Raw genomic sequence first — 26,482 nt, 5'->3', positions numbered from 1 at the left:
CGGGACGTACCGGTGGAGCCTTCCCACACAGTGCGGGTGGGCATTCCGGCACTTTGTTAACTACTCACGCGTATGTCTACACACAAGACCGGCCTCGTCCTGGGTGGGCGAGACCGGTCACTGTAGTCGCTCTGGGTAAAGGGCTGTTCACCTGTGGTGTTACGGCTTCCTACGGGCCGTCGACCTGGAGAAGTCGGTTCGGGGAGCCCGGATATCCGTCCTTGACCTTGCCCGAAACCGCACGCTCCACCAGGACTTCGCCCACCTCGGCCGGCGTGGCCGACGGATGGTCGGCCAGATGGAGCGCAGCCGCCCCCGCCGCGTGCGGGGTGGCCATGGACGTACCCGAAAGGGTCGCCTTCGCGGTGTCGCTCCTGTGCGAGGCGGAGGTGACGGACACGCCGGGCGCGAACAGGTCCAGGCTCGGGCCCCAGTTCGAGAAGTCGGCGCGGACGTCCTTCCGGTCGGTGGCGCCGACCGTGATCGCCTGCTTGACGCGGGCGGGCGAGTACAGGCCGGCGGCGAGTCCGTCGTTGCCCGCGGCGACCGTGTAGGTGACCCCGGACGCTATGGAGTTGCGTACGGCGGCGTCGAGTTGCGCGTTGCCGAAGCCGCCCAGGCTCATGGTGGCCACGGCCGGCTTCCTCGCATGCCGGGTGACCCAGTCGATACCGGCGATGACCTGGGCGGTCGTCCCCGAGCCCGCGTTGTCGAGGACGCGCACGGCGACGACCTTCGCCTTCTTGGCGACGCCGTGGGCGGTGCCGGCGACGGTGCCCGCGACATGGGTGCCGTGGCCGTTGCCGTCCTGCGCGATCCGGTCGTTCTGGACGAAGTCCCAGCCGTGACCGGCCCGGCCGCCGAAGTCCTCATGGGTGATCCGTATGCCGGTGTCGATCACGTACACGGTGGCGCCCTTGCCCGCCGACTCGGGCCAGGTGTAGCTCTTGTCGAGCGGCGGCTTCGGTTGGTCGATCCGGTCCAGGCCCCACGAGGGCGGGTCGGGCTGCCGGTGGTCGTAGGCGACCTTCGAGTCCTGGACGACCGAGGCCACGCGGGAGTCCGCCGCGAGACGCCTGGCCTGTTTCTCACCGGCCCGTACGGAGTAACCGTTCAGGGCCGTGCTGTACATATGGCCTATTCTCGCCCCGTACTCCGCCGCCACGTCCTTTCCCGCCGTCGACGGGGCCTTCGTTCCCGCCTTGAGGGTCACGATGTAACTGCCGCTGAGGGAACCGGGATCACCGGCTCCGATGACGAGCCCCTCCGGAGCGGCCTGCGCGGGCAGGGTGACGGCCGAAAGCACCGCGGCCGTCATGACCGCCGTGAGGCCTCCCGCCCAGCGTGCGCGCCAGCTTCTCGCCTCTGCCAGATGGTGCATGTGTGAGAACCCCCTCCTCGACCCGGCGCACCGGCACCGCGGTTCAGCGGGAGCCGGCCGTGGCGGGCTGCCGGAATCCACCGGATTCGGCCGAGGACGGCCGGTGCGCCACTGGGCAGCCTCTCGCGAGGCGTGAAGCGCCACAAGGTCGCACAGAGGGGCGGAATCGGCCATATCCCCCGTGGGGTACATGGGAAGGTTGCGGCTGGCTTGCGGCGAATTCAGGACTGAACCCGCCGAAGGGGACTGCCCCGCAGGGCGGCCGGGGTACGGATGCGCCGTAATTGCGTACCGAGGGACGCGCCGCAGTTGCCGGACCCCCGCGCCGCTCCCTACCGTCGGGGGTGACGAACGGGCGCACGGCAGCAGTGCGTCCCCCGGCCCGTACGTCCTGGCGTGAAGGTGGAACCCTCTGTGAAGGCCATCCGCAGATTCACCGTCCGACCCGTCCTTCCCGAAGCCCTGCATCCGCTCAGCGAACTGGCGCGCAATCTGCGCTGGTCCTGGCACGCGGAGACCCGTGACCTCTTCCAGTCGGTCGACCCCGAGCGCTGGGCCGCGTCCGGCGGTGACCCCGTACGCCTCCTCGGCTCCGTCTCCACCCGGCGCCTGGCCGAACTCGCCGAGGACCGGCGATTTCTGCGCCGCCTGACCGTCGTCGCCGACGACCTGCGGGACTACGCCACGGGGGACCGCTGGTACCAGGGGCAGGCACAGACGTCCGAACTCCCGGCCGCCGTCGCCTACTTCTCGCCCGAGTTCGGCATCACCGCCGCCCTGCCGCAGTACTCCGGCGGCCTCGGCATCCTCGCCGGCGACCATCTGAAGGCGGCCAGCGACCTCGGCGTACCGATGATCGGCGTCGGACTGCTCTACCGGCACGGCTACTTCCGGCAGTCCCTGTCCCGCGACGGCTGGCAGCAGGAGCACTATCCGGTGCTCGACCCGAACGAGCTGCCCCTGGTGCCGCTGGCGGCGGCCGACGGCACCCCCGCCCAGGTCGACCTGGCTCTCCCCGGCGGCCGACGGCTGCACGCCCGCATCTGGCAGGCCCAGGTCGGCCGGGTGCCGTTGCTGCTGCTCGACTCGGACGTCGAGGAGAACGACCTCGGCGAACGCGGCGTCACCGACCGGCTGTACGGCGGCGGCAGCGAACACCGCCTCCTCCAGGAGATGCTGCTCGGCATAGGAGGAGTCCGGGCCGTACGCATGTACTGCAGGCTCACCGGCCACCCCGGGCCGGAGGTCTTCCACACCAACGAGGGACACGCGGGCTTCCTCGGCCTGGAACGCATCGCCGAACTCCGCGACGAGGGGCTCGACTTCGACGCCGGCCTCGAGGCGGTCCGGGCCGGCACGGTCTTCACCACCCACACCCCCGTCCCCGCCGGCATCGACCGCTTCGACCGGGAGCTGGTCGCCCGCCACTTCGGGCCCCACGCCGAACTCCCGCGCATGGACGTGGGCCGCATCCTGGGACTGGGCATGGAGACCTACCGGGGCGGCGACCCGAACGTCTTCAACATGGCCGTGATGGGGCTGCGGCTGGCGCAGCGCGCGAACGGCGTCTCGCTGCTGCACGGCCAGGTCAGCCGCGAGATGTTCTCCGGCCTGTGGCCGGGCTTCGACGCGGAGGAGGTCCCGATCACCTCGGTGACGAACGGTGTACACGCCCCGACGTGGGTGGCCCCGGAGGTCTTCCGCCTCGGCGCCCGCCAGATCGGCGCCGAACGGACCGAGGACGCCATGACGGTCGGCGGCTCCGACCGCTGGGACGCCGTGGCCGACATCCCCGACCAGGACATCTGGGAGCTGCGCCGGGGCCTGCGCGAGCAGCTGGTGACGGAGGTACGGGAACGCCTGTACGCCTCCTGGCGGCAGCGCGGCGCCGGCACCGCCGAACTCGGGTGGATCGACGGTGTGCTGGACCCGGACGTCCTGACCATCGGCTTCGCCCGCCGCGTCCCCTCTTACAAGCGCCTGACCCTGATGCTGCGCGACCCCGACCGGCTCATGGAGCTGTTGCTCCACCCGGAGAGGCCGGCGCAGATCGTGGTCGCGGGCAAGGCGCACCCGGCGGACGACGGCGGGAAGCGGCTGATCCAGGAGCTGGTGCGGTTCGCGGACGACCCACGCGTCCGCCACCGGATCGTGTTCCTGCCGGACTACGGCATGGCCATGGCCCGGAAGCTGTATCCGGGCTGCGACGTGTGGCTCAACAACCCGCTGCGACCGCTGGAGGCGTGCGGGACGAGCGGGATGAAGGCGGCGCTGAACGGCTGCCTGAACCTGTCGGTGCTGGACGGCTGGTGGGACGAGTGGTTCCAGCCGGACTTCGGCTGGGCGATCCCGACCGCGGACGGTAAGGCGACCGACGACGACCGCCGGGACGAGCTGGAGGCGACGGCCCTGTACGACCTGCTCGGACAGCGGGTGGCCCCACGCTTCTACGAGCGCGGCCAGGGCGGCCTGCCCGACCGCTGGATCGAGATGGTGCGCCAGACCCTCACCCACCTCGGACCGAAGGTGCTGGCCGGCCGCATGGTCCGCGAGTACGTGGAGCGCCTGTACGCCCCGGCGGCGCGGGCCCACCGGTCGCTGACCCCGGACGTGGCCCGGGAGTCCGCCGACTGGAAGGCACGGGTGCGGGGCGGGTGGCACCGGGTGAAGGTGGACCACGTGGAGACGTCCGCCGCTCCCGAGAGCACCGCCGCCGAACTGGGCGCGACGCTCGTGCTCCGAGTACGCGTCGCGCTCGGCGACCTCGCCCCGGACGACGTCGAGGTCCAGGCGGTCTCCGGCCGCGTGGACACGGAGGACCGCATCACGGACGGCACGTACGGCCCGCTGAAGCCGACGAGCGGCCCCGACGAGGAGGGCCGCTGGCTCTACGAGGGCCCCCTCGCCCTGGACCGCACGGGCTCCTTCGGCTACACGGTCCGCATCCTGCCCGCCCACCGCCTGCTCGTCTCACCGGCCGAGCTGGGACTGGTGGCGGTGCCTCCGGAGGAGATGGGGGAGGGGGCGGGGGTGTTGATGCGGTAGCCCCGGCCGGGGCGGGGTGGTCGATACGGCCGCCCCGCCCCGGCCGTGAATCCCGCGCCGACATGCTTCTGTCCGTGCTCGAGACTCAGTGCGTTCGTCGAGGCCTGAAGTGCGGTCCTGAGCTGGACGTGAACAGTGACACCAGGTAACGAACGTCCCAGTTGCACAAGTTATTCACTCCTCAGGGTCCCCCGCCAACCTCCGCAACACGACCCCGCAGCGGCGCGCGTACGCGTGCTGCAGGCCCCTCGTCGCGGCGCCGCCCGCGCGGGCGTACCACTTGGCGCCCCGGCTGAAGGCCGTGACGGTCAGCCATACCGTGCCGTCGCCAGTGCGGTCGACCACGAAGGCCTCCTCGCCGCATTCCGGGTGGCCCGGCAGGGTGCCGTAGGCCCAGCCCTTGCGGCGGGGCTCGTCGAGGGTCCAGACGACGCGGCAGGGGGCCTTGATGACGCCGCCCAGTGTCACCGTGACGTCGACACCCGGGGCGGCTTCGGTGGCGTCCGTCTGTATGCCCACGCCCATCGCGCGGTGCATTTCCCAGGTGAGGACCGCGGTGGCGGCGCGTTCGAAGACGTCCGTGCCCTCCCCGATGCGGGTGCGGACGTGGAGGGGGTGGAAGTCGGGCGGGCAGTGTCCATCGCGGGTCGCGCCGACCGCGTCGTAGGTGAAGGGGCCCTCGGGGGGAGGGCCGTCGGTATGGGGCATGGGCCAAAGCGTAGGGCGGCACCCGAAGTCGCCTTCTCTCCGGGTACCGCCCCACCCACCTCGGCCAGGCCGACGCGACGTCACGCCGTGACGTTGACCGCCGCCCACGTCGCGTTCACCGCGTTGTACTCCGTGCTGCCGGAGCCGTAGAGGTCACGAGCCGCGTTCAGGGTCGCCGTGCGGGCGCCCTTGTAGTTGGTCGTCGAGGTCATGTACGTGGTCAGCGCCTTGTACCAGATCTGGACGGCCTTGTCGCGGCCGATGCCGGTGATCGTGGAGCCGTTCGACGTCGGGGAGTTGTACGACACGCCGTTGATCGTCTTCGAACCGCTGCCCTCGGAGAGGAGGTAGAAGAAGTGGTTCGCCGGGCCCGACGAGTAGTGGACGTCCAGGCCGGCCAGCGACGACGACCAGTAGTCGGCCGACTTGCCGTCCCTGCTCGGCTGGTCCATGTAGCGCAGCGGGGTGCCGTTGCCGCGGATGTCGATTTTCTCGCCGATGAGGTAGTCGCCCGGGTCCTTGGAGTTGGCCGCGTAGAACTCGACGGCCGTGGCGATGATGTCGGAGGTGGCCTCGTTGAGGCCGCCGGACTCGCCCGAGTAGTTGAGGCGCGCCGTGTTGGAGGTCAGGCCGTGGGTCATCTCGTGGCCGGCCACGTCGAGGGAGGTCAGCGGCTTGACGTTGCCCGCACCGTCGCCGTAGGTCATGCAGAAGCAGCTGTCGGACCAGAAGGCGTTACCGAAGTTGTTGCCGTAGTGGACGCGGGAGTGGGCGGCGACGCCGTTGTTCCTGATGCCGTTGCGGCCGAGGACGTTCTTGTAGAAGTCCCAGGTGACCTGGGCGCCGTAGTGGGCGTCCACGGCGGCGTTCTGGTCGGTCGGGGAGCTGGAGATGCTGCCGGTGCCCCAGATGTCGTTCGCGTCGGTGAAGAGCGTGCCGGCCGAGGACGACGTGGCGCGGGCCTTGTTGTACGTCTTGTGGCCGCCGCGTGAGGCGTCGGTCAGGTTGTACGTCGAGCCCGACGGGGTCGTGCCGATGGTGACCTGGCCGTTGTACTGGCTGTGGCCGGTACCGGTCTGGATGGCCTCCCACTCGTACAGCTTCTCGCCGGTCTCCGCGTCGGTGATGACGTGCAGCTCCTGCGGGGTGCCGTCGTGCTGGAAGCCGCCGACGACCGTCTCGTAGGCGAGCGCGGGCTCGCCGTCGGCCGCCCAGACGACCTTACGGGGCGCCCTGTCGGCCTCGGTCCTGGTGGAGCCCTCGGCCTTGGCGGCCTTGAGCGCCTGCTTCTCGGCGCTGGCCTTGGTGACGTCCGCGGTGAGGTCGGCGACCCTGACGGGGGCCTTCGTGGCCTTGGTGACGCTCTTGACGTCACCGGTCTTCGACTCGTGGACGATCAGATCGCCGCCGAGGACCGGGAGGCCGCCGTAGGTGCGCTCGTAGCGCGTGTGGACCGTGCCGTCGGCGTCCTTGAGGACGTCGCGGACGACCAGCTCCTCCTTGGCGCCCAGGCCTATCTCGTCGGCCGTCCCGGTCGCGGCGGAGTCCGCCTGCTTGATCAGGGCGGTGCGCGCGGAGGGGGTCAGCAGGACCGGGGCACCGGCCGGCCGGGTCTTGTCCGCGGCCGGCGCGGGCTGGGCGGTGGCACCGGTGGTAAGCCCGGTGGTGAGCAGCGCGCCGGCGGCGAGGGCGGTGGCGATGGCCAGCGTGGTGCGCTTGTGACGCGCGTAGAGGGGGGTCACACAAGCTCCTTATGTGGGGGAGTGCTCTGGTGCTGGTGCGGTGGGTGGGGGAAGAGTGACACCTAGGTCGTGTGCATGTCAGGAGGAGGTGGTGATGTTGGCCGAAAGCCGACTGTCCGGCGAACGTTTCGGGAAAGCGAACGGCGTCGCCCCGGCGGGAGGTGACCCGCCGGGGCGACGCCTTGCCGGGAGTTCCCGCCCGAGGGGTGGCCTAGGGGAACGTCAGCTTCCAGCTGTTGATGTGGCCGGTGTCCCGGGCCGCGTTGTCCTGGACCCTCAACTGCCAGACGCCGTTGGCGACTTCGGAGGAGGCGTTCACCGTGTAGGTGGTGTCGATGTTGTCCGAGCTGCCGCCGGTGCCGTACGCCTTCAGCGTGTACGCCGTGCCGTCGGGGGCGACCAGCTGGATCTGGAGGTCGCCGACGTAGGTGTGGACGATGTCCACGGCGACCGCGAGGTTCGACGGCGCGTTGCCGGTCCGGCCGGAGACGGTGATCGACGAGGTGACCGCCGCGCCGTTGTCCGGAATCGACACGTCGGCCGTGTTCTCGAACGACGTACCGCCGCCACCGCCGTCACCGGGCCGTGAGCCGACGTTGACGCCGGCCCACGCGTGCTGCACGGCCGCGTACTCCGCGGACGTGGTGCCGTACAGGTCACCGGCGACCGCGAGCGTGCCGGTGCGGGCACCCGCGTAGTTGGTCGTCGACGTGAACTTCGTGGTCAGCGCCTTGAACCAGATCTGCTCCGCCTTGGCGCGGCCGATACCCGTCACCGGGAGGCCGTCCGAGGTGGGCGAGTCGTAGCTGACGCCGTTGACGGTCTTGGCGCCGCTGCCCTCGGAGAGGAGGTAGAAGAAGTGGTTCGCGGGGCCGGAGGAGTAGTGCACGTCGACGGAGCCGATGCCCGAGTACCACGCGTCCTTCGACGAGCCGTCCTTGCTCGGCTTGTCCATGTAGCGCAGCGGGGTGCCGTCGCCGTTGATGTCGATCTTCTCGCCGATGAGGTAGTCACCGACGTCGGAGGAGTTGGCCGCGTGGAACTCGACCGCCGCGGCGAGGATGTCGGAGGTCGCCTCGTTCAGGCCGCCGGACTCGCCGCTGTAGTTGAGGCCCGCGGTGTTGTTGGTGAGGCCGTGGGTCATCTCGTGCGCGGCCACGTCGATCGACGTCAGCGGGTTGGCGTTGCCCCTGCCGTCGCCGTAGGTCATGCAGAAGCAGCCGTCGGACCAGAAGGCGTTGACGAAGTTGTTGCCGTAGTGCACACGCGAGTAGGCGCCGACGCCGTCACCCCGGATGCCGTTGCGGCCGTGCACGTTCTTGTAGTAGTCCCAGGTCAGCGCCGCGCCGTAGTGGGCGTCGGCGGCGGCAGACTCCAGGTTCGACGAGCTTCCGTTGCCCCACACGTCGTCGGAGCCGGAGAACAGCGTGCCGGTGCCGGAGGTGCCGCGGTTGAGGTTGTACGTCCGGTGGTTGCCGCGCGCGCCGTCGGTGAGGTTGTACGTCGAACCGGACTGCGTGCTGCCGAGGGTCACCTCGCCGCTGTACACCGTGTGGCCGGTGCCGGTGGCGATCGCCTCCCACTCGTACAGCTTCTCGCCGGTGGTGGCGTCGGTGACGACGTGCAGCTCCTGCGGGGTGCCGTCGTGCTGGAAGCCGCCGACGACCGTCTCGTACGCGAGAACCGGCTTGCCGCCCGCGGCCCAGACCACCTTGCGGGGCGCGCGGTTGACGTCCGGGTTCTCGGCGTCCTCGGCCTTCGCCGCGCCGAGCGCCTGCTTCTCTGCCTTGCCGGTGCTGACGGTCGGCGTGAGCGACGGGACCTCGATCTTCGCCTTGGTGGCCTTGACGATGCCCTCGGTCTCGCCCGCCTTCGAGGTCTCGACGACCAGGTCGCCGCCGAGGACCGGGAGGCCGTCGTACGTCCGCTCGTACCGCGTGTGCACGGTGCCGTCGCGGTCCTTGACCACGTCACGGACGGCGAGCTTCTCCTTCGCGCCGAGGTTCAGCTCCCCGGCCGTCTCCGCCTTCGTCGCGTTGGCCTCGCGTATCAGCTCGGCCCGCTGGGCGGGGGTGAGCTTCACGGAGAGCGCGCCCGGGTCGGCCTTGCCCGCAGCCGACGGTGCCTTCTCCGGGGCGGCGGTGGCGGCGCCCGACTGGACGGCCGCGGCCAACAGGGCGGTGACGGCGACGAGCGCGCCGGCGGCGGCGCGTCGCCGGGTGCTGTGGCCGAAGGTGTTACCGGTGTGGGAGGTGTGTCTGTGGGACTGGCGTCTCAACACTGACTCCTTCTGCACGGCCGCGGGTTCGCGCGGCCAGGGGAGACCGGAAGGCTGGTGACCGCCCGGGCAGAACAAGGTGTGACTGGTGAACGCGAAAACCACATGCGTGGGGAGTGCTTCACGGCACGGCGGGACCTAGCTGTGAGGTTGCTGTGTCGCGGTTGTGGGCAGATTTGCAGGAGACCGTGGGTCCTGTCAGGAGCGCGTCAATAAGTTGGCCGGAAACGCTCCGTTGTCCGGTGAGTCATGTTCGATACACGGACCGTGTAACGCGTCCTGGCGAAGGCGTCTGATCAGCTCCGCGTCGTCCGCTGCCCGATCCGCTCAAGCGCCTCGTCGGCCGTCAGGCCGGTCAGCCCCTCGACGAGGGGTGCGTGGTCGGCGCAGAACCAGACGGCGTTCTCCGGGTGACCGACCCAGTCCTCGTCGTACGTGCGGGTCTCGCGGAAGTGCACCAGGGTGAACTCCTCGAATGGCCTGCGGCTGTACGGGGCGGGAGGGCAGACGACACACATCGGCGGCATCATGGGACGGGAACTCCTTGTTCTGGCAGGGGTGTTCGGCATTCTCGTACGGTGCCGCGCGCCCGTCAGGCCACCCCCTCCCCGTGCCACCTCTCCCACAACGCCGCGTACGCCCCGCCCGCCGCCACCAGTTCCTCGTGCGTGCCGAGTTCGGTGAGCCGGCCGTTCTCCATGACGGCGACGCGGTCGGCGTCATGGGCCGTGTGGAGGCGGTGGGCGATGGCGATGACGGTGCGGCCGTGGAGGACGGCGGCGAGGGCGCGTTCGGTGTGGCGGGCGGTGGTGGGGTCGAGCAGGGCGGTGGCCTCGTCGAGGATGAGGGTGTGGGGGTCGGCGAGGACGACGCGGGCGAGCGCGAGCTGCTGGGCCTGAGGGCCGTCCGTGCGGCGACCGCCCTCGCCGAGGCGGGTGTCCAGGCCGTCCGGGAGCTCACGCACCCAGGTGTCGGCGCCCACCGCCGCCAGGGCGGTCCACAACTCCTCGTCCGAGGCGCCGGGTTCGGCGATCAGGAGATTGTCGCGGACCGTTCCCAGGAACACGTGGTGCTCCTGGGTGACGAGGACGACCTGGCGGCGCAGGCGTTCGGGGCCGAGGCCGCCGACGGGGACGCCGCCGACGGTCACCGTGCCCGCCGTCGGCGCGTCGATGCCGGCCAGGAGGCGGCTGAGAGTGGTCTTGCCCGCGCCGGACGGGCCCACCACCGCGAGGCGTTCGCCCGGCCGCACGGTCAGGTCCACACCCCGCAGCACCTCGCCGCCCCGGTCGTAGGCGTAGCGGACACCGGTCACGTCGATGCGGTCGTCCGCCGGTTCCGGGGAGTCGGCGCGAGACGGCCGCGGGGCCCCGGCCAGGCCCTCCACCCTCGCGAACGAGGCGCCGCTGCTCTGCAGCAGTTCCACCCGCATCAGGATCTCGTCCAGCGGACCGCTGAGCTGCTGCAGATACAGGGCCGCCGACACCACCGCGCCCAGGCTGACCGAGCCGCGCGCCAGCAGCACCCCGCCGAGCAGCAGGACCAGCGCCTGGGGCACGAAGTAGGAGATCTCCACGCCCGGGAAGAACACCGTGCGCAGGAACAGGGTGTGGAACCGCCGTCGCCGGGATGCCTCCAGCGCGTCCCGGCTCGCGGTGATCCGCCGCCGCTCCAGCCGCAGCGCCTCCACCGTACGGGCGCCGGACGCCGTCGCCGCGACGATCTCCGCGACCTCGGAATTGGCCGCGCCCTCCGCGAGATAACCGGTGCGCGCCCGGCGCAGATACCAGCGCAGCACCACCCCGATGCCGGCCAGGCCGGACAGCGCGCACACGCCGAGCAGCGGATCCAGCGCGAACACCGCCCCGATCAGGAACAACGCCTGCATCGAGCTGATGAGCAGCTCCGGGCCGACATCGCGCAGCGTCCTGCCGACGGCGTCCACGTCGGCCGTGCCGCGCGCCGTCAGATCGCCGGTCCCGGCCCGCTCCACGACCGACGCGGGCAGCGCCAGCGTCCGGTCCACGAACTCCTCCCGCACCCGCGCCAGCGTCCGCTCCCCGAACCGGTGCCCCACGAACCGGGCCCAGCGCGCCAGCAGCAACTGCGCCACCGCGCACAGCACGATCGCCGCCGCCAGCCGGTCCACCACCCCGACGCCACCCCCGCCGCGCACCTCGTCGATGATCCGCCCGAGTAGCCACGGCCCGGCCAGACCCATCGCGGCAGCCGCCGCGTTCAGCCCCAACACGGCGAGGAACGCCCGCCCGTCGGCCCGCACCAGCCGTACGGTGGCCCTCCGCACGGCGGCCGGCTCGGCGACGGGCAGCCGGCCCGAGAGGTGGGAGGTGGGTTGCGTGGTCACCGTGCGACCTCCTCGACCGCGGTCTCGTCCGTGTCCTCTTCCTCGCCCGCGTCCCGTGCCACCAGCGCCCGGTACCGCGGCTCGCGCGCGAGGAGTTCTCGGTGGGTGCCGGTGGCGGCGACCTTGCCGTCGACCAGGTGGAGGACGGTGTCCGCGTGGTCGAGGACGAGGGGCGAGGTGGTGGTGACGAGGGTCGTACGGCCCTCGCGGGCGGCCCGCAGCCGCTGGGCGACGCGCGCCTCGGTGTGGGCGTCGAGCGCCGAGGTGGGCTCGACGGCGAGCAGGATCTCGGGGTCGGCCACCAGGGCCCGGGCCAGCCGTACGCGCTGCCGCTGGCCCCCGGAGAGGTTGCGGCCCTGTGCCTCGACCGGCGAGTCGAGGCCGTCCGCCAGGCTCTGCACGATGTCCTCGGCCACCGCCGCGTGCAGGGCCCGCGCGGCCTTCGCGTCGTCGACGTCGCCGTGACCGCCGAGCAGGTCGCGCAGCCGTCCCGCGAACAGGTGGGCCTCGTGGTCGGCGACCAGGATCCGCGCGCGGACCTGCGCCAACGGGATCTCGTCCAACGGGGTCCCGTCCCAGGTCACCGCCGTCGGCGCGTACCGGCCGAGCCGGTCCACGACGGCCGTGGCCTCGGCCGGCCGTTCGGCGGCCAGCGCGGCCAGCCGCCCGGGCGGCACCCGTACGCCCGACTCCGGGTCGTGCAGCGCGGACGGCTCGGCGGGGGCGTCCACGGTGCCGTGGTCCGGCAGCGGCTCCAGGGCCAGGAACCGGATGACGCGCCGCGCGGCCACCACCCCGCGACTCAGCTCGTACCCCCAGTCGACGAAGTACGACACCGGCCGCACCAGTACGGTGACATACCCGTACACCGACACCAACTCGCCCACCGTGATGGCCCCTTGGGCGGCGAGCCGGGCCGCCAGCCAGGTCACCACCGCGAGGAACAGCGTCGGCAGCCCCACCCCGAGCGCCTGAGTCCAGCTCGTCACCGCTCCCACCCGGTACCCCTGCGCGCGCAGCCGCTGCGAGTCCCGGCGGAACGCGTCGGCGACCAGACCCTTGCCGCCGAGGCCGTTGAGGACGCGCAGCCCGCCCGCGAGGTCCGCGATCCGCGCGGTCAGCACGCCCTGCCGCTCGCGGTACTCCGTCTCCGTGCCCTGCAGCCGCAGCAGCAACGGCCCCACGAGGACGGCCATCAGCGGCATCCCCAGCAGGACGACCGCCGCGATCGGCAGCGAGATCGACACCAGCAGCCCGGCGACCACCAGATACGCGGCGAGCGCGCCGACGCCCGGCCCGATGACCGTCAGCGACGAGGAGATCGTGTTGACGTCGCCCACCCCGATCGTGACGACCTCCCCGGCGCCGACGCGGCGCGGCAGGGCCGCTCCGAGCCGGACCGCGTGCGCCATCACGGCCTTCACCGTGCGGAAGTTGGCGTCCATCCGCACACGGGTCATCGTGCGGTGCCGCATGATGCTCAGCCACGCGTTGAAGGCGCCGACCCCGAACAGCGCGGCCGTCCAACCGGCCAGCGCCCGCTGGTCACCGGGCTCCAGGCCCTCGTCGATCGCCCGGGAGAGCAGATACGGGGTCGCCGCGAGCAGCACCATCCATACGCAGGAGATCAGCGAGCCGAGCGCGGACCGGCCCGCCTGCATGCGGACCAGCCACCACAGGTACCGGGCGCCGCCCCGGCAGTCGGGTGTGCCGGGGTCCTCGTACGCGTCGATCATCAGCCCCCGATTCTCGTGTGGGATCGTCAATGTCGCGGCTCGCGCGGCAGGGCGGGACCGGCCGCGCCCACGCGGCGGAGCCGCATGGCGATACGTGCCCCTGACGAGGCGCTACGCCAGGCTGTCCCGCCACGCCCGGTGCAGGTCCGCGAAGCGGCCCCTCCCCGCGATCAGCTCCGCCGGGCTGCCGTCCTCGACGATCCGGCCGTGCTCCATCACCAGCACCCGGTCGGCGATCCCGACCGTGGAGAGGCGGTGGGCGATCACCACGGCCGTGCGGCCCTGCAGGACCGTGGACATCGCGCGCTGGACGGCCCGTTCCCCGGGGACGTCGAGGGAACTGGTCGCCTCGTCCAGGATGAGGACGGCCGGGTCGGCGAGCAACGCACGGGCGAACGCGACGAGTTGGCGCTGTCCCGCGGAGATGCGGCCACCGCGCTTGCGTACGTCGGTGTCGTAGCCGTCGGGCAGGGCGCTGATGAAGTCATGGGCGCCGATGGCCTTGGCTGCCCGCTCGACGTCCGCGCGGGTCGCTTCGGGGCGGCCGATCGCGATGTTCTCGGCGACCGTGCCGGAGAACAGGAACGACTCCTGGGTCACCATGACGATCCCGCGCCGCAGCTCGCGCACCGAGAGGTCGCGCAGGTCGACGCCGTCGAGGAGGACCCGCCCGGACGAGGGGTCGTAGAAGCGGGCCACCAGCTTGGCGAGGGTCGACTTGCCGGCGCCGGTGGAGCCGACCACCGCCACCGTGCTGCCCGCGGCGAGCGTGAGGCCGAAGCGGGGCAGGACCTCGCCGCCGGTTCGGTACGCGAACCGTACGTCCTCGAACACCACCTCGCGGCCAGGGAGTTCGGATGCCGGGGCCGGCAGTTCCCGCGGCTCGCGCGGCTCGGGGACCGAGGGGGTCTGGGCCAGCAACCCCGCGATCTTCTCCAGGGAGGCCGCCGCCGACTGGTACGAGTTGAGGAACATTCCGAGGCGGTCGATCGGGTCGTACAACCGCCGCAGATACAGCACCGACGCCGCCAGCACACCCAGCGCGAGCGACTCCGACGCCACCCGGTAGGCGCCCCACAGCACGATCGCCGCGACCGTGATGTTGGCGACCACACGGGAGCAGACCACATAGCGGGCCATCTCCAGGATGGCGTCACCGTTCCTGCGCTCGTGGCGCCGGTTCAGGGCACGGAACCCCGTGTCGTTCGCGGCCTCCCGGCGGAACGCCCGCACCGGGCGGATGCCGTTCATCGTTTCCGCGAACTTCACGATCACCGCGGCGATCGCCGTCGACCGGGCCGTGTAGACGCTCGCCGCGCGCCGCCGGTACATCCGTACGAACCCGTACAGCGGCACGAACGACGCCACCGCCGCCGCGCCCAGCCCCAGGTCCAGCCAGAGCAGCATCGCCGAGATGTACACGAAGGCGACGATCACCCCGATGAGTTCCTGCAGCCCCTCGTCGAGCAGTTCGCGCAGCGACTCGACGTCCGTGGTGGACCGGGAGATGAGCCGGCCCGAGGTGTACCGCTCGTGGAAGTCGAGGCTCAGCGCCTGCGCGTGCCGGAAGATCCGGCCCCGCAGATCCAGCAGCACGTCCTGGTTCACGCGCGCGGACGCCCCGATGAACGCGTACTGCAGACCGCCGGCGGCCAGCGCGCACAGCAGATACCCGACCGCCACCGTGGTCAGCGGTCCGTTCCGGCCGTCCCTGAGCGCCGGTACGGCGGTGTCGATGGCGTACGCCACCAGCAGCGGGCCCGCCTGCACCGCCGCCTGCTGGAGCAGGAGCAGCACACTCGCCATGACCACCCGGGCCTTCATCGGCGCGAGCAGGGAGCGCAGCAGCGCGAGGGTGGCGCCCGGGGGAGTGGGGAGGTCGTCGTGGTCGAACGGGTGGTCGGCGGAGGCCCGCCGCGCGAGGGGCTGCCCGCTGCCCGGGTCCTTGGCCGATTCCTTGTCCGGCTCCTCGTTCGGTTCCCTGTTCGGCGCGGCGGTCGTGGGCGCCGTCATCGCTCGTCCCCCTCGGTCCCGGACATCAGATGGGCGTACTCCGCGTTCGTGCGCAGCAGTTCGTGATGGGTGCCCACCGCGGCGATACGGCCGCCGGAGAGCAGGGCCACGCGGTCGGCGAGCAGGACCGTCGACGGGCGGTGCGCCACGATCATCGCGGTCGTCTCCGCGAGCACGCGGCGCAGCGCGGCCTCCACCGCGGCCTCCGTGTGCACGTCCAGTGCCGACAGCGGATCGTCCAGCACGAGGAAGCGGGGGTGGCCGACCACCGCCCGCGCCAGCGCCAGCCGCTGCCGTTGGCCGCCGGACAGGCTGAGGCCCTGCTCGCCGACCTGGGTGGCCGTGCCGTCGGGGAGGGCGTGCGCGAACTCCGCCTGGGCGATGGCCAGGGCGCGGTCCAGTTCCGGCTCGCCCGCGTTCGGGTGGGCGCCCATGAGGACGTTCTCGCCGATGCTCGCGGAGAAGAGGGTGGGTTCCTCGAAGGCCACGGCCACCAGGGCGCGCAGCGATTCCCGGGGCATCTCGGTGATGTCGTGACCGTCCAGCGTGATGCGGCCCGACGTGACCTCGTGGAGGCGGGGGACGAGTGCGGTGAGGGTGGTCTTGCCGGAGCCGGTGGCGCCGACCAGGGCCATGGACTCGCCGGGGCGGATGTGCAGGTCGATGCGGTCGAGGGCGGGGATGGTACCGGGGGCGGCGTCGGGGTAGCGGAACGTGACGTCGTGGAACCGCAGGCCGCCGGTCTCGTGATCCGTCCCAGCCGCGGGCAGTCGTACCGCCGGGCCGCTGGACCCCTTGGCTCCGCCGGACTCCGGCTCCTCGTCCATCACCTCGAAGTACCGTTCCGTCGCCGTCGCCGCCTCCTGGCTCATCGCCAGCAGGAAGCCGATCGAGTCGACGGGCCAGCGCAGCGCGAGGGCGGTCGACAGGAAGGCGACCAGCGTGCCCGCCGACAGCACCCCGTCCGCGACCTGGACGACGCCGAGGACGAGGGCCGCACCGATGGCCAGTTCGGGGAGGGTGATGATGACGCCCCAGATCGCCGACAGCAGGCGGGCCTTGCGCAACTCGGTGCCGCGCAGGGTGCGGGACAGGTCACGGAAGGCGCGGGCCTGGCTGCGGTGCCGTCCGAACCCCTTGATGACGCGGATCCCGAGGACGCTCTCCTCGACGACCGTGGTCAGGTCGCCGACCTGGTCCTGCGCGAGGCGCGCGACCGCGGCGTACTTCCTCTCGAAGAGGACGCAGGTGACGATCACGGGGACGACGGGGCCGAGGATGACGAGCCCGAGGGTCCAGTCCTGGACCAGCATGATGATGACGCCCACGACGATGGTCACCGAGTTGACCAGCAGGAACGTCAGCGGGAAGGCCAGGAACATCCGCAGCAGCATCAGATCGGTCGTGCCGCGCGAGAGTAACTGCCCGGAGGCCCAGCGATCGTGGAAGGCGAGCGGCAGCCGTTGCAGATGCCGGTAGAGGTCCGCGCGCATCGACGCCTCGACCCCGGCAAGGGGCCGCGCCACGAGCCAGCGCCGCAACCCGAACAGCAGCGCCTCGGTGAGGCCGAGCAGCAGCAGGTAGAGCGCACCGAGCCAGACGCCCGCCGGGTCCCGGTCGGCGACCGGTCCGTCCACCATCCACTTCAGGACGAGCGGTATGACGAGGCCCACGCACGAGGCGATGACCGCGACGAACGCGGCGACGGACAGCCGCACCCGCACGGGCCGCACATACGGCCACAGCCGCAGCAGCGTGTGCACGGTGGACCGCCCTTCGGCGTTCTCCGGCCCCTCGGCCTTCTCGGCCCCCGCGGCCTTTGCGGGTTCCTGCGTCTGTTCGGGTTCCTCGGCGGTTGCACGTGTCGTGGCCATCAGCAGCGAGCCTACGGACCGCCACTGACAACGCCCACCGAGTTTTGGCCGGACCGCGATCGGTCGTCAGTCCTACGACCTGCGCGGGGCCGCACCGGCACGCCGGGTCCGGGGCGCCGGTCCCGGCCCGGTCGCCGGGCATCGCGGGGCATCCTGAGCCGGCGCGTTCGGCCGCGGATCGTCAGCGGTCGCTCTCGCGGTTCCCCGCGCCCCCTCATCCCACCACCCGCAGCAACAACACCGCCCGGGACGGCACCGTCACCACCGACCCCGCCTCGCGCACCACGCCCGGCCCCTCCGCCTGCTCCTCCAGCGACGTGTCGACGACGACCTCGTACCGCTCCGCCCAGGGCGTCCCCGGCAGGACGAAGCTCGCCGCCCGGTCCCCGGCGTGGAGGACGGCGAGGAAGCTGTCGTCGACGATGGGCGCGCCACGGGCGTCGCGGCCGGGGATGTCGCGTCCGGAGAGGTACATGCCGAGGGTCGCGGCCGGCGCGTACCAGTCCCGTTCGGTCATCTCGGTGCCGCGGGCCGTGAACCAGGCAAGGTCCCGCAGCCCGTCCGCCGAACGCGCCCGCCCGGAGAAGAAGGCCCGGCGGCGGAGGACCGGGTGCTGGTGGCGCAGGGCGATCAGGCGGGCCGTGAGATCGAAGAGCGCCTTCCAGCCGGGCTCCTCCAACAACCCCCAGTCGAGCCAGCTGATCTCGTTGTCCTGGCAGTACGCGTTGTTGTTGCCCCGTTGGGTGCGGCCCAGTTCGTCACCGGCGACCAGCATCGGCACCCCCGTCGACAGCAGCAGCGTCGTCAGCAGGTTCCGCAACTGCCGTCGCCGCAGCGCCCGCACCCGTTCGTCGTCCGTCTCGCCCTCCGCCCCGCAGTTCCAGGACCGGTTGTCGTCCGAGCCGTCCCGGTTTCCCTCCCCGTTCGCCTCGTTGTGCTTGCGCTCGTACGACACGAGGTCCCGCAGCGTGAAACCGTCGTGCGCGGTGATGAAGTTGACCGACGCGTACGGCCGCCGCCCGCCCCAGGCGTACAGGTCGCTCGACCCCGACAGCCGGTAGCCGAGGTCCCGTACGTCCGGCAGCGCACCCCGCCAGAAGTCCCGGACAGCCCCCCGGTAGCGGTCGTTCCACTCCGTCCACAGGGGCGGGAAGGCGCCCACCTGGTAGCCGCCCGACCCCACGTCCCACGGCTCGGCGATCAGCTTCACCCGCCGCAGGACGGGATCCTGGGCGATGACGGCGAGGAACGGGGACAGCATGTCGACGTCGTGCATCGAGCGCGCGAGTGCGGCGGCCAGGTCGAAGCGGAAGCCGTCCACCCCCATCTCCGTCACCCAGTACCGCAGTGAGTCCGTGATCAGGCGCAGGACGTGCGGCTGGACCACATGCAGCGTGTTCCCGCAGCCCGTGTAGTCCGCGTAGCGACGCGCGTCACCCTGCAACCGGTAGTAGCCCCGGTTGTCGATGCCCCGCAGCGACAGGCTCGGGCCGCGCTCGTCGGCCTCGGCCGTGTGGTTGTAGACCACGTCGAGGACGACCTCGATCCCGGCGGCGTGCAGCGCCCGCACCATCCGCTTGAACTCCCCGACCTGCTGCCCGGCCGTGCCGGACGACGCGTACGCCGCGTGCGGGGCGAAGTAGCCGATCGAGTTGTAGCCCCAGTAGTTGCGCATGCCCCGCCGCAGCAGATGGTCCTCGTGGGCGAACTGGTGCACGGGAAGCAGCTCCACCGCCGTCACGCCCAGCCTCACCAGGTGCTCGATCGCGGCGGGGTGCGCCAGACCGGCGTACGTGCCGCGCAGTTCCTCGGGGACGCCGGGGTGGGTCCTGGTGAAGCCGCGGACGTGCAGCTCGTAGATGACCGAGTCCGCCCACGGGGTCTTCGGACGGTGGTCGTCGGACCAGTCGTCGTCATCGTGGACGACGACGCCCTTCGGGACGTACGGCGCCGAGTCCCGCTCGTCGCGCACGGTGTCCGCCACATGCTGCTCGGGCCAGTCCCGGACATGCGCGTACACCTCCGCCGGCAAACCGAACTCACCGTCCACGGCCCGCGCGTACGGGTCGAGGAGGAGCTTGGCCGGGTTCCAGCGGGCGCCGGTCCACGGGTCCCAGCGGCCGTGCACCCGGTAGCCGTACCGCCGGCCCGGCAGCACGCCCGGCACGAAGCCGTGCCAGATCTCATGGGTCAGCTCGGTCAGCCTCAGCCGCGTCTCCACCCCCTCCTCGGAGAAGAGGCACAGCTCCACGGCCTCCGCCCCGCCCGCCCACAGCGCGAAGTTGGTGCCCGCGACCCCGTCGGGGCCCACCCGGAACCGCGCGCCCAGCGGCGTCGACGCCCCCGGCCACACGGACCTCGGCTCCGGCGCGGCCTCGCCCCGCCGGCTGCCGTTCAGCACGGTGGCCGGACGCGCGGCCGGCACTCCGCGCGTCTCCTGCACTGCCTCCTGCTCGGCTGCGCTCGACACCTCAGGCCTCCCGCGGCTCGGTGGGGCGACATGAAGGGGGAGCCGGTGTCCAGACACTGCTCCCCGCCGAGTCGTCCTCCCAAGGGTTCTGCCCAGAGCACGCCTCGCACTCACGTTTCCCGGGAGCGTGCGCCGTCGTTGGGCCGCACGTGAACCACGCACAGACGCACACGCGCCGCGCCGGGGCCGCCCTGGCCGCCGTACTCACCTGGGCGAGCCTGCTGGCCGGGGCCGCCGGATGCACCGCCGAATCGCCGCTGACCAGCGCAAAGGCCCCTGACGACACGATCCGGGTCGCACCGGAGGACGGCAGCAGGGGCGTGCGCCCGGAGCAGCGCTTCGAAGTACGGGTGCCGAGCGGGCGCCTGGAGTCCGTCAAGGTCGTGAAGTCGCAGGACGCCCAGGAGTCACCCGTGCCGGGGCGGCTGTCCGCCGACGGGATGACCTGGCGCCCCACCGGCGCACGGAAGCTCGCGCTGGCCGCCAAGTACACCGTCGACGCGGTCGCCCTCGACGGCCACGGCCGCCGCTCGGCACGCCACGTCACCTTCACGACGTACGTCCCCGACGAACGCTTCATCGCGTACGTCACACCGGAGAACCGGGCCACCGTCGGCACCGGGATGATCGTCTCCCTGGAGTTCAACCGGGAGATCGAGGACCGCGCGGCCGTCGAGCGCGCCGTCGACGTGACCGCCGAGCCGGCCGTCGACGTCCGCCCGCACTGGTTCGGCGGGGACCGCCTCGACTTCCGTCCGCGGACGTACTGGAAGCCCGGCACGAAGGTCACCGTCGGTCTGCGGCTGCGGGACGTCGAGGGCGCGCCGGGTGTCTACGGCCAGCAGTACAGGACCTTCTCCTTCACCGTCGGCCGCCACCAGGTCAGCACCGTCGACGCGGCCAGGCACACCATGCGTGTGGAGCGCGGCGCCGGTGTGCTAGCCACCCTGCCCGTCACGGCCGGGGCGCCCAGCACCACGACGTACAACGGGAAGATGGTCGTCACCGAGATGCTGGAGGTGACGCGGATGAACGGCGCCACCGTCGGTTTCAAGAAGGCGAACGGCAAGGGCGAGTACGACATCCCGGACGTCCCGCACGCCATGCGTCTGACCACCTCCGGCACCTTCCTGCACGGCAACTACTGGGCCCCGGACATCTTCGGACGGGCCAACGTCAGTCATGGCTGCGTGGGCCTGCGCGATGTGAAGGGCGGCAGTTCGAGCACCCCGGCGGGCTGGTTCTTCGACCGCAGTCTCGTCGGGGACGTCGTCGAGGTGGTCAACAGCAACGACAAAAGGGTCGCTCCCGACAACGGCCTCGGAGGGTGGAACATGGGGTGGAAGGAATGGAAAGCGGGTACCGCGGTGAAGTAGACCGACATAGGTGTACGTGCGCGGGGGGAGCTCGCAGGGCGGGGCCAGGGCGGGAACAAGGCCGGATCAGGGCCGGAGACTGTTCAAGTTGGGACTGAACGGTGACATTCGCCGAGGCCGAACCATGCCGATCATCTGGTTAATGTACGTGCGGACGCGCGTGCTGCGCGTAGGGGTGCGGGCCTGATCAGGCCGTGCGAGGGGAGAACAGAACATTGAACGGGCGACCGATATCGGGGGCGTCGGTTGGCGCGCGGACGCGGCGGAGCAAGGGGGCCCTGGCTCTTCTGCCGGCCCTGATGCTGCTCGCCGTCACCGCGTGCGGCGGCGGCGGGGGTTCGGACTCCGGCTCCGACGGGGACAAGGGGACGGGCTCCGACAAGAGCGCCTCCGTCAAGACGGCCACCAAGGCCTCGGAAGCGGTGGTCTCCATCGCTCCGAAGAACGGCGCCGACGACGTGGCCACCAGCGGCGCCCTCAAGGTGACCGCCGCCAAGGGCAAGCTGTCCGAGGTCACGGTCGAGAACGACAAGGGTGAGAAGATCGCCGGGGAGATATCGGGCGACGGCGCCACCTGGACGCCGTCCATCCATCTCAACTCGGCCACCGAGTACAAGGTGCACGCCGTCGCGAAGGACTCCGAGGGGCGTGAGGCGGCCGAGGACGCGTCCTTCACCACGCTGACCCCGAAGAACACCTTCGTCGGCATCTTCACCCCCGAGGACGGCTCGAAGGTCGGCGTCGGCATGCCGTTCTCGATCCGCTTCACGCGGGGCATCACCGCCCCCGAGGACGTCGAGAAGGCCATCACCGTCAAGACCGAGCCGGCCGTCGACGTCGAGGGCCACTGGTTCGGCAACGACCGCCTCGACTTCCGCCCGGAGAAGTACTGGAAGGCCGGCACGAAGGTCACCGTCGACCTCAACCTGGACGGCGTCGAGGGCCGTGACGGCGTCTACGGCGAGCAGAACAAGAAGGTCTCCTTCACCATCGGCCGCAACCAGGTCTCCGTCGTCGACGTCAAGAAGCTCACGATGAAGGTCACGCGGGACGGCAAGGTCATCAAGACCTTCCCCGTCACCACCGGCAAGCCCGGAATGGAGACCTGGAACGGCCAGATGGTCGTCAGCGAGCGCCTGCGGGTGACCCGGATGAACGGCGAGACGGTCGGCTACGGCGGCGAGTACGACATCAAGGACGTGCCGGACGCGATGCGCCTGACCACCTCCGGCACCTTCATCCACGGCAACTACTGGGGCGGTGACGCCTTCGGCAACTACAACGCCAGCCACGGCTGCATCGGCCTGCGCGACACCCGCGGCGGCTACGACCGCGGCGCGCCCGGCGCGTGGTTCTTCGACCACACGATGATCGGCGACGTGGTGGTCGTGAAGAACTCCGACGACCGGATCGTGGACCCGGACAACGGGTACAACGGCTGGAACATGTCGTGGGACAAGTGGAAGGCGTAGCCGCAGCCCGCTCTTGAGACGGTGACGTACGGCCCCGGTGTGACGCACTCCACCGGGGCCGTTGTCGTTAGGCCCCGTTAGCCTGCCGTCATGACTGTGCATCTCGAAGTCGCCGAAGGTGTCGGCACGATCCGGCTCGACCGTCCGCCGATGAACGCCCTGGACATCGCCACCCAGGACGGCGTCAAGGAGCTCGCCGAGGAGGCCACGCGCCGCGACGACGTGCGCGCGGTGGTGCTCTACGGCGGGGAGAAGGTGTTCGCGGCCGGCGCGGACATCAAGGAGATGCGGGCCATGGACCACGCGGCGATGGTCGCGCGGTCCCGGGCCCTGCAGGACTCCTTCAGCGCCGTGGCCCGTATCCCCAAGCCGGTCGTCGCGGCCGTCACGGGGTATGCGCTGGGCGGCGGTTGCGAACTCGCGCTGTGCGCGGACTACCGCATCGCCGGGGAGAACGCGAAGCTCGGCCAGCCGGAGATCCTGCTCGGGGTGATCCCGGGTGCCGGCGGCACCCAGCGGCTGGCCCGCCTCATCGGCCCCTCCAAGGCCAAGGACCTCATCTTCACCGGCCGCATGGTCAAGGCGGACGAGGCCCTCGCGCTCGGCCTGGTGGACCGCGTCGTGCCGGCCGAAGAGGTGTACACCGCCGCGCACGCCTGGGCCGCCGGGCTGGCGCAGGGACCGGCCATCGCGCTGCGGGCCGCCAAGGAGTCGATCGACGCGGGGCTGGAGACCGACCTGGAGACCGGGCTCGCGATCGAGCGGAACTGGTTCGCGGGGCTGTTCGCCACGGAGGACCGCGAGCGCGGGATGCGCAGTTTCGTGGAGGAGGGGCCGGGCAAGGCGAAGTTCGTCTGACGGTTCGTCCGAAGGCGCTGGAACCCGCCCGCGGGTTCCAGCGGCGGCCGGGGAATCGGCCCCCGAATTCCCTGATCCACTTGCGCGCGATGCGTTACCCGCGTCCCCCGAAGGGGCGGTTATCGGAGCCTTGAGACAGCCTTCAGGGATTCTTGCCCAGGCGCCTTGTTGTTGACCGAAGTTCAGGTGGTCTCTGCAGGTCGGGCGGGTTGTGGCGGGACGTTGAATGCCTTTGGCATATGCCTATCGAAATCCCCGGAATGGTTGGTTCCGGGGGTTGTATTCCTGAGGAACAACCCCGAGCGGGGGCCAGGACGGCCATGATGGGGGCATGGCGGGGCTGGAGGGTATCGAACAGCCGCGGCGGCACGTTAGTGCGACCGCGGCGCGTTGGTCACCTGCGATCGAGGACGAACGGGCGCAGAAGGCACTGGAGTTGTTCGGCGATCCGACCGAGGCCGAGGTCCCGCTGCCGTCCCGCCCCGAGTCCGCGGCCACGGCCCGCAGGCTCGCCCAGGTCGTCATGCTCCGCCGGTGGCGGCTCTCGCCGAAGATGACCGAGGATGCGGTCCTGCTCGTCTCCGAACTCGTAGGCAACGCCGTCCGGCACACCGGGGCACGCGTCTTCGGACTCCGCATGCGCCGTCGGCCGGGCTGGATCCGGGTCGAGGTCCGCGATCCCTCACGGGGGCTGCCGTGTCTGATGCCGGTGCAGGAGATGGACGTCAGCGGGCGGGGGCTGTTCCTCGTCGACAAGCTCTCGGATCGCTGGGGGGTCGATCTGCTGCCGCGCGGGAAGACGACGTGGTTCGAGATGAGAGTCGCGGATCGCTAGGCGGATTGTCGGCCGCGGGTCGTACGTGGCCCATCGCGCCCACGCGGCGTATCCCCACACGTCACGGCCCCGCGCAACGCGCTGGGCGCAACGCGCACCTCCGTCGATCGGGTCAATCGCCGGGTTTCCCGGTACGGATCCCTATAAATGGTGCGCGTGACCATGTCCCGTACCCCCCTTATGCAGCGCGGCCTTGCGCGGCGCACGCTCGTCTCGGCCGCCGTTCTCGCCGCCGTGGCCGCGTGCGGCACCGAGACCAGGACCAACGAGCAGGAGGAGCGGACCCGGGCCGACCGGGTCGCCGCCGAAGCCGAAGCCGCCGAGCGGAAGGAGAAACAGTCAACGGCGGTGCGGGGACTGCACGGCATGCCGCCCGTGCTGGACCCCAAGGACGTCTACGCCGCCGACCGACCGGACCGGCTCTCCCCGGTGGTGAAGGACTTCCCCTCCCGGGTGTACGTCCCCAACAGCGAGTCGGACACCGTCTCCGTCATCGACCCCAAGACGTACAAGATCATCGAGACGATCCCGGTGGGCCGTCAGCCCCAGCACGTCGTCCCCTCCTGGGACCTGAAGACCCTGTGGGTCAACAACAACCGGGGCCACACCCTCACCCCCATCGATCCCAAGACGGGGAAGGCGGGCAAGCCGGTCGAGGTGCACGACCCGTACAACCTGTACTTCACCCCGAACGGCAAGCACGCCGTCGTCATGGCCTCCCTCGACCGCGAGCTCGTCTTCCGTGACCCGCACACCATGAAGCGGGTCAAGACCGAGCCGGTCACCTGCTACGGCGTCAACCACGCCGACTTCTCGGCCGACGGCACGTACTTCATCGTGTCGTGCGAGTTCAGCGGTGAGCTGTTGAAGGTCGACACCGAGAAGATGAAGGTGATCGGACAGCAGAAGCTGCCGTTCGAGGGGGCCATGCCGCAGGACGTGAAGATCTCACCGGACGGCAAGCGGTTCTACATCGCCGACATGATGGCCGACGGCATGTGGGTCCTGGACGGCGACACGTTCGACGAGCCGAAGCTGCTGCCCACCGGCAAGGGCTGCCACGGTCTGTACGTCGGCCGCGACTCCCGCGAGATGTACGTCTCCAACCGCGGCGAGGGCTCCGTCTCGGTCTTCGACTTCACCAAGAACAAGCTCACCAAGAAGTGGCACCTGCCCGACGGCGGCAGCCCCGACATGGGCGGCGTCTCCGCCGACGGCAAGGTCCTGTGGCTCTCCGGCCGCTACGACTCCGAGGTGTACGCCATCGACACCCGCACCGGGAAGCAGCTCGCCCGCATCCCCGTCGGCAGCGGCCCGCACGGCCTCGCCGTGTATCCGCAGCCGGGCCGCTACTCACTCGGCCACACGGGCATCTTCCGGTGACAACCAGGCAGACGGACGCGCCGCCTCATGGGTGAGGGTCCCCGGCCCGGCGCCACGCAGCCGAGATCGTGCTCGTCATGATCACAACTCGTCTGCGGCGCCGGGCCGCCGCCATCCGATGAGCGAGTGCGAGAGCAACCCGCACTACCAGCCCTGGCACTGATGCCCGTCGCGTCCGTCGGGTCCATCGGGCGCTGAGCAGGATCTCGGAGCCCACCGGCAGATAGCCGGCCGACTGGAACGCCCGCATGCTGTGGACGTTCCCCGGCGCGACCTGCGCCCACAGCGGCTCGGCGACGAGATGCCGTGCGGCGGTCGCCAGCGACCGGCCCAGCCCCCGGTGCCGTACGCCCTCGTCCACCTCGACCGAGACCTCCAGCCGCCCGGCGATCCCGCGGCCCGTCGTCAGGACACCACCGTCCGCCGTCCAGACCCGTACGTCGCCACGGCGCCGCCGCGCGTACCCGGTTCAGCCTCGCGGATCTGCCGGAGGACCCCACGCCCGAGCAGGTGGACGCCTGGGTGGAACTGGCCGAGATGATCCAGGACCCGGCGTTCCGGGCGCGGATGCGGCAGACGGTCGAGTTCAACGCGGCGGACCGGGGGCCCGATGTGCGGGCGGGCACCTCCCTGTGGTTCATGAGCCGCCTGGTGAAACTCGCGGGCGAGGCGCTGCGGGAGGGCGTCGACCCCGTCTCGCCCGCCGCCGAGGAGGTGTTGACCGGGCTGCTCGGCGACGCCGACCGGGTCGTCCTGCTGGAACGCGTCACGTCGGCGGCCCACGCCGAGCTGGCCCGGTTCCGGGAGCTGGCCTCGCTGGTGCGGGGCGTGGAGCCGCTGTCGGCGCACACCAAGGAGTTCGCGTGGGTGGTCGCCGCACTCCGCGCTCGCGTGGCCGGTTAATCTGACCTGCGTCAGCAGGACTGTCAGCAGGACTGCCTCGAAG

16 protein-coding genes and 2 pseudogenes are annotated in these 26,482 nt (G+C 71.2%); 7 read left to right on the top strand and 11 right to left on the bottom strand.

Annotated elements, in window-relative coordinates; translation table 11 throughout:
- Window positions 1–169: 169 nt before the first annotated feature.
- Window positions 170–1,381: a S8 family peptidase gene (locus tag WBG99_RS09975; protein WP_338895984.1), complete on the bottom strand. Its 1,212-nt coding sequence runs from the start codon at window positions 1,379–1,381 to the stop codon at window positions 170–172.
- Window positions 1,382–1,795: 414 nt separating this feature from the next.
- Between WBG99_RS09975 and WBG99_RS09970 the strand changes: the two genes are divergently transcribed.
- The gene (locus tag WBG99_RS09970; RefSeq protein ID WP_338895983.1) at window positions 1,796–4,426 is read left to right on the top strand and encodes a glycosyltransferase family 1 protein; all 2,631 of its coding nucleotides are present in this window, start codon (window positions 1,796–1,798) and stop codon (window positions 4,424–4,426) included.
- A 174-nt stretch (window positions 4,427–4,600) separates the two neighbouring features.
- Here the strand turns inward: WBG99_RS09970 and WBG99_RS09965 are convergent, their stop codons facing one another.
- The 9 genes from WBG99_RS09965 to glgX form a co-directional block, all read right to left on the bottom strand.
- Window positions 4,601–5,134: a DUF1990 domain-containing protein gene (locus tag WBG99_RS09965; RefSeq protein WP_338895982.1), complete on the bottom strand. Its 534-nt coding sequence runs from the start codon at window positions 5,132–5,134 to the stop codon at window positions 4,601–4,603.
- Window positions 5,135–5,214: 80 nt separating this feature from the next.
- Window positions 5,215–6,876 (bottom strand): M4 family metallopeptidase, encoded by a 1,662-nt coding sequence (locus WBG99_RS09960; RefSeq protein WP_338895981.1) that lies wholly within the window; start codon window positions 6,874–6,876, stop codon window positions 5,215–5,217.
- Window positions 6,877–7,087: 211 nt separating this feature from the next.
- Window positions 7,088–9,157, bottom strand: coding sequence for a M4 family metallopeptidase (locus WBG99_RS09955; protein ID WP_338895980.1), 2,070 nt, complete (start codon window positions 9,155–9,157; stop codon window positions 7,088–7,090).
- Between the two features lie 293 nt (window positions 9,158–9,450).
- Window positions 9,451–9,684 carry a hypothetical protein gene (locus WBG99_RS09950; RefSeq protein ID WP_338895979.1) on the bottom strand — a complete coding sequence of 78 codons (234 nt, stop codon included), beginning with the start codon at window positions 9,682–9,684 and terminating at the stop codon, window positions 9,451–9,453.
- Between the two features lie 62 nt (window positions 9,685–9,746).
- Complete coding sequence (locus WBG99_RS09945) at window positions 9,747–11,519, bottom strand: ABC transporter ATP-binding protein (protein ID WP_338895978.1); 1,773 nt, start codon at window positions 11,517–11,519, stop codon at window positions 9,747–9,749.
- Window positions 11,516–13,255, bottom strand: coding sequence for an ABC transporter ATP-binding protein (locus WBG99_RS09940; protein ID WP_338895977.1), 1,740 nt, complete (start codon window positions 13,253–13,255; stop codon window positions 11,516–11,518). The genes WBG99_RS09945 and WBG99_RS09940 overlap by 4 nt, the downstream gene beginning before the upstream one ends.
- 111 nt (window positions 13,256–13,366) lie before the next feature.
- Window positions 13,367–15,268, bottom strand: a complete 1,902-nt coding sequence (locus WBG99_RS09935) for an ABC transporter ATP-binding protein (protein ID WP_338895976.1) — start codon at window positions 15,266–15,268, stop codon at window positions 13,367–13,369.
- Window positions 15,265–17,142 carry an ABC transporter ATP-binding protein gene (locus WBG99_RS09930; protein ID WP_338895975.1) on the bottom strand — a complete coding sequence of 626 codons (1,878 nt, stop codon included), beginning with the start codon at window positions 17,140–17,142 and terminating at the stop codon, window positions 15,265–15,267. Before WBG99_RS09930 ends, WBG99_RS09935 begins: the two co-directional genes overlap by 4 nt.
- 214 nt (window positions 17,143–17,356) lie before the next feature.
- On the bottom strand, window positions 17,357–19,612 hold the full coding sequence (gene glgX, locus WBG99_RS09925; protein ID WP_338895974.1) for a glycogen debranching protein GlgX: 2,256 nt from the start codon (window positions 19,610–19,612) through the stop codon (window positions 17,357–17,359).
- Window positions 19,613–19,761: 149 nt separating this feature from the next.
- On the opposite strand from glgX, the gene WBG99_RS09920 reads away from it, so the two are divergent.
- The 5 genes from WBG99_RS09920 to WBG99_RS09900 all read left to right on the top strand — a co-directional run bounded on the left by WBG99_RS09920 (window position 19,762) and on the right by WBG99_RS09900 (window position 25,536).
- Window positions 19,762–20,988, top strand: coding sequence for an Ig-like domain-containing protein (locus WBG99_RS09920; protein WP_338895973.1), 1,227 nt, complete (start codon window positions 19,762–19,764; stop codon window positions 20,986–20,988).
- A 299-nt stretch (window positions 20,989–21,287) separates the two neighbouring features.
- Window positions 21,288–22,460 carry an Ig-like domain-containing protein gene (locus WBG99_RS09915; RefSeq protein ID WP_338895972.1) on the top strand — a complete coding sequence of 391 codons (1,173 nt, stop codon included), beginning with the start codon at window positions 21,288–21,290 and terminating at the stop codon, window positions 22,458–22,460.
- 90 nt (window positions 22,461–22,550) lie between these two features.
- Window positions 22,551–23,318 carry an enoyl-CoA hydratase-related protein gene (locus WBG99_RS09910; protein WP_338895971.1) on the top strand — a complete coding sequence of 256 codons (768 nt, stop codon included), beginning with the start codon at window positions 22,551–22,553 and terminating at the stop codon, window positions 23,316–23,318.
- Between the two features lie 331 nt (window positions 23,319–23,649).
- Entirely contained in the window at window positions 23,650–24,153 is a 504-nt protein-coding gene (locus WBG99_RS09905) for an ATP-binding protein (RefSeq protein ID WP_338895970.1), read from the top strand.
- 180 nt (window positions 24,154–24,333) lie between these two features.
- Window positions 24,334–25,536 carry a YncE family protein gene (locus WBG99_RS09900; RefSeq protein WP_338900277.1) on the top strand — a complete coding sequence of 401 codons (1,203 nt, stop codon included), beginning with the start codon at window positions 24,334–24,336 and terminating at the stop codon, window positions 25,534–25,536.
- 190 nt (window positions 25,537–25,726) lie between these two features.
- Here WBG99_RS09900 and WBG99_RS09895 read toward each other — a convergent pair.
- Window positions 25,727–25,999: pseudogene (locus WBG99_RS09895) on the bottom strand (GNAT family N-acetyltransferase); the annotation flags it as partial.
- On the opposite strand from WBG99_RS09895, the pseudogene WBG99_RS09890 reads away from it, so the two are divergent.
- Window positions 25,996–26,439: pseudogene (locus WBG99_RS09890) on the top strand (MerR family transcriptional regulator); the annotation flags it as partial. The pseudogenes WBG99_RS09895 and WBG99_RS09890 sit on opposite strands and share 4 nt — an antisense overlap.
- Window positions 26,440–26,482: the final 43 nt, after the last annotated feature.

Source organism: Streptomyces sp. TG1A-60, assembly GCF_037201975.1.
Taxonomy (GTDB): Bacteria; Actinomycetota; Actinomycetes; order Streptomycetales; family Streptomycetaceae; genus Streptomyces.
Note: the sequence above shows the minus strand (reverse complement) of the source record. Positions and strands in the feature narration are given on the sequence as shown.

Excerpts from the sequence above, each read along its gene's own strand:
- WBG99_RS09975 (WP_338895984.1), bottom strand. The coding sequence starts at position 1,381 with ATGCACCATCTGGCAGAGGCGAGAAGCTGGCGCGCACGCTGGGCGGGA.
- WBG99_RS09965 (WP_338895982.1), bottom strand. The coding sequence starts at position 5,134 with ATGCCCCATACCGACGGCCCTCCCCCCGAGGGCCCCTTCACCTACGAC.
- WBG99_RS09950 (WP_338895979.1), bottom strand. The coding sequence starts at position 9,684 with ATGATGCCGCCGATGTGTGTCGTCTGCCCTCCCGCCCCGTACAGCCGC.
- WBG99_RS09940 (WP_338895977.1), bottom strand. The coding sequence starts at position 13,255 with ATGATCGACGCGTACGAGGACCCCGGCACACCCGACTGCCGGGGCGGC.
- WBG99_RS09935 (WP_338895976.1), bottom strand. The coding sequence starts at position 15,268 with ATGACGGCGCCCACGACCGCCGCGCCGAACAGGGAACCGAACGAGGAG.
- WBG99_RS09930 (WP_338895975.1), bottom strand. The coding sequence starts at position 17,142 with ATGGCCACGACACGTGCAACCGCCGAGGAACCCGAACAGACGCAGGAA.
- WBG99_RS09915 (WP_338895972.1), top strand. The coding sequence starts at position 21,288 with ATGCTGCTCGCCGTCACCGCGTGCGGCGGCGGCGGGGGTTCGGACTCC.
- WBG99_RS09910 (WP_338895971.1), top strand. The coding sequence starts at position 22,551 with ATGACTGTGCATCTCGAAGTCGCCGAAGGTGTCGGCACGATCCGGCTC.
- WBG99_RS09905 (WP_338895970.1), top strand. The coding sequence starts at position 23,650 with ATGGCGGGGCTGGAGGGTATCGAACAGCCGCGGCGGCACGTTAGTGCG.
- WBG99_RS09900 (WP_338900277.1), top strand. The coding sequence starts at position 24,334 with ATGCAGCGCGGCCTTGCGCGGCGCACGCTCGTCTCGGCCGCCGTTCTC.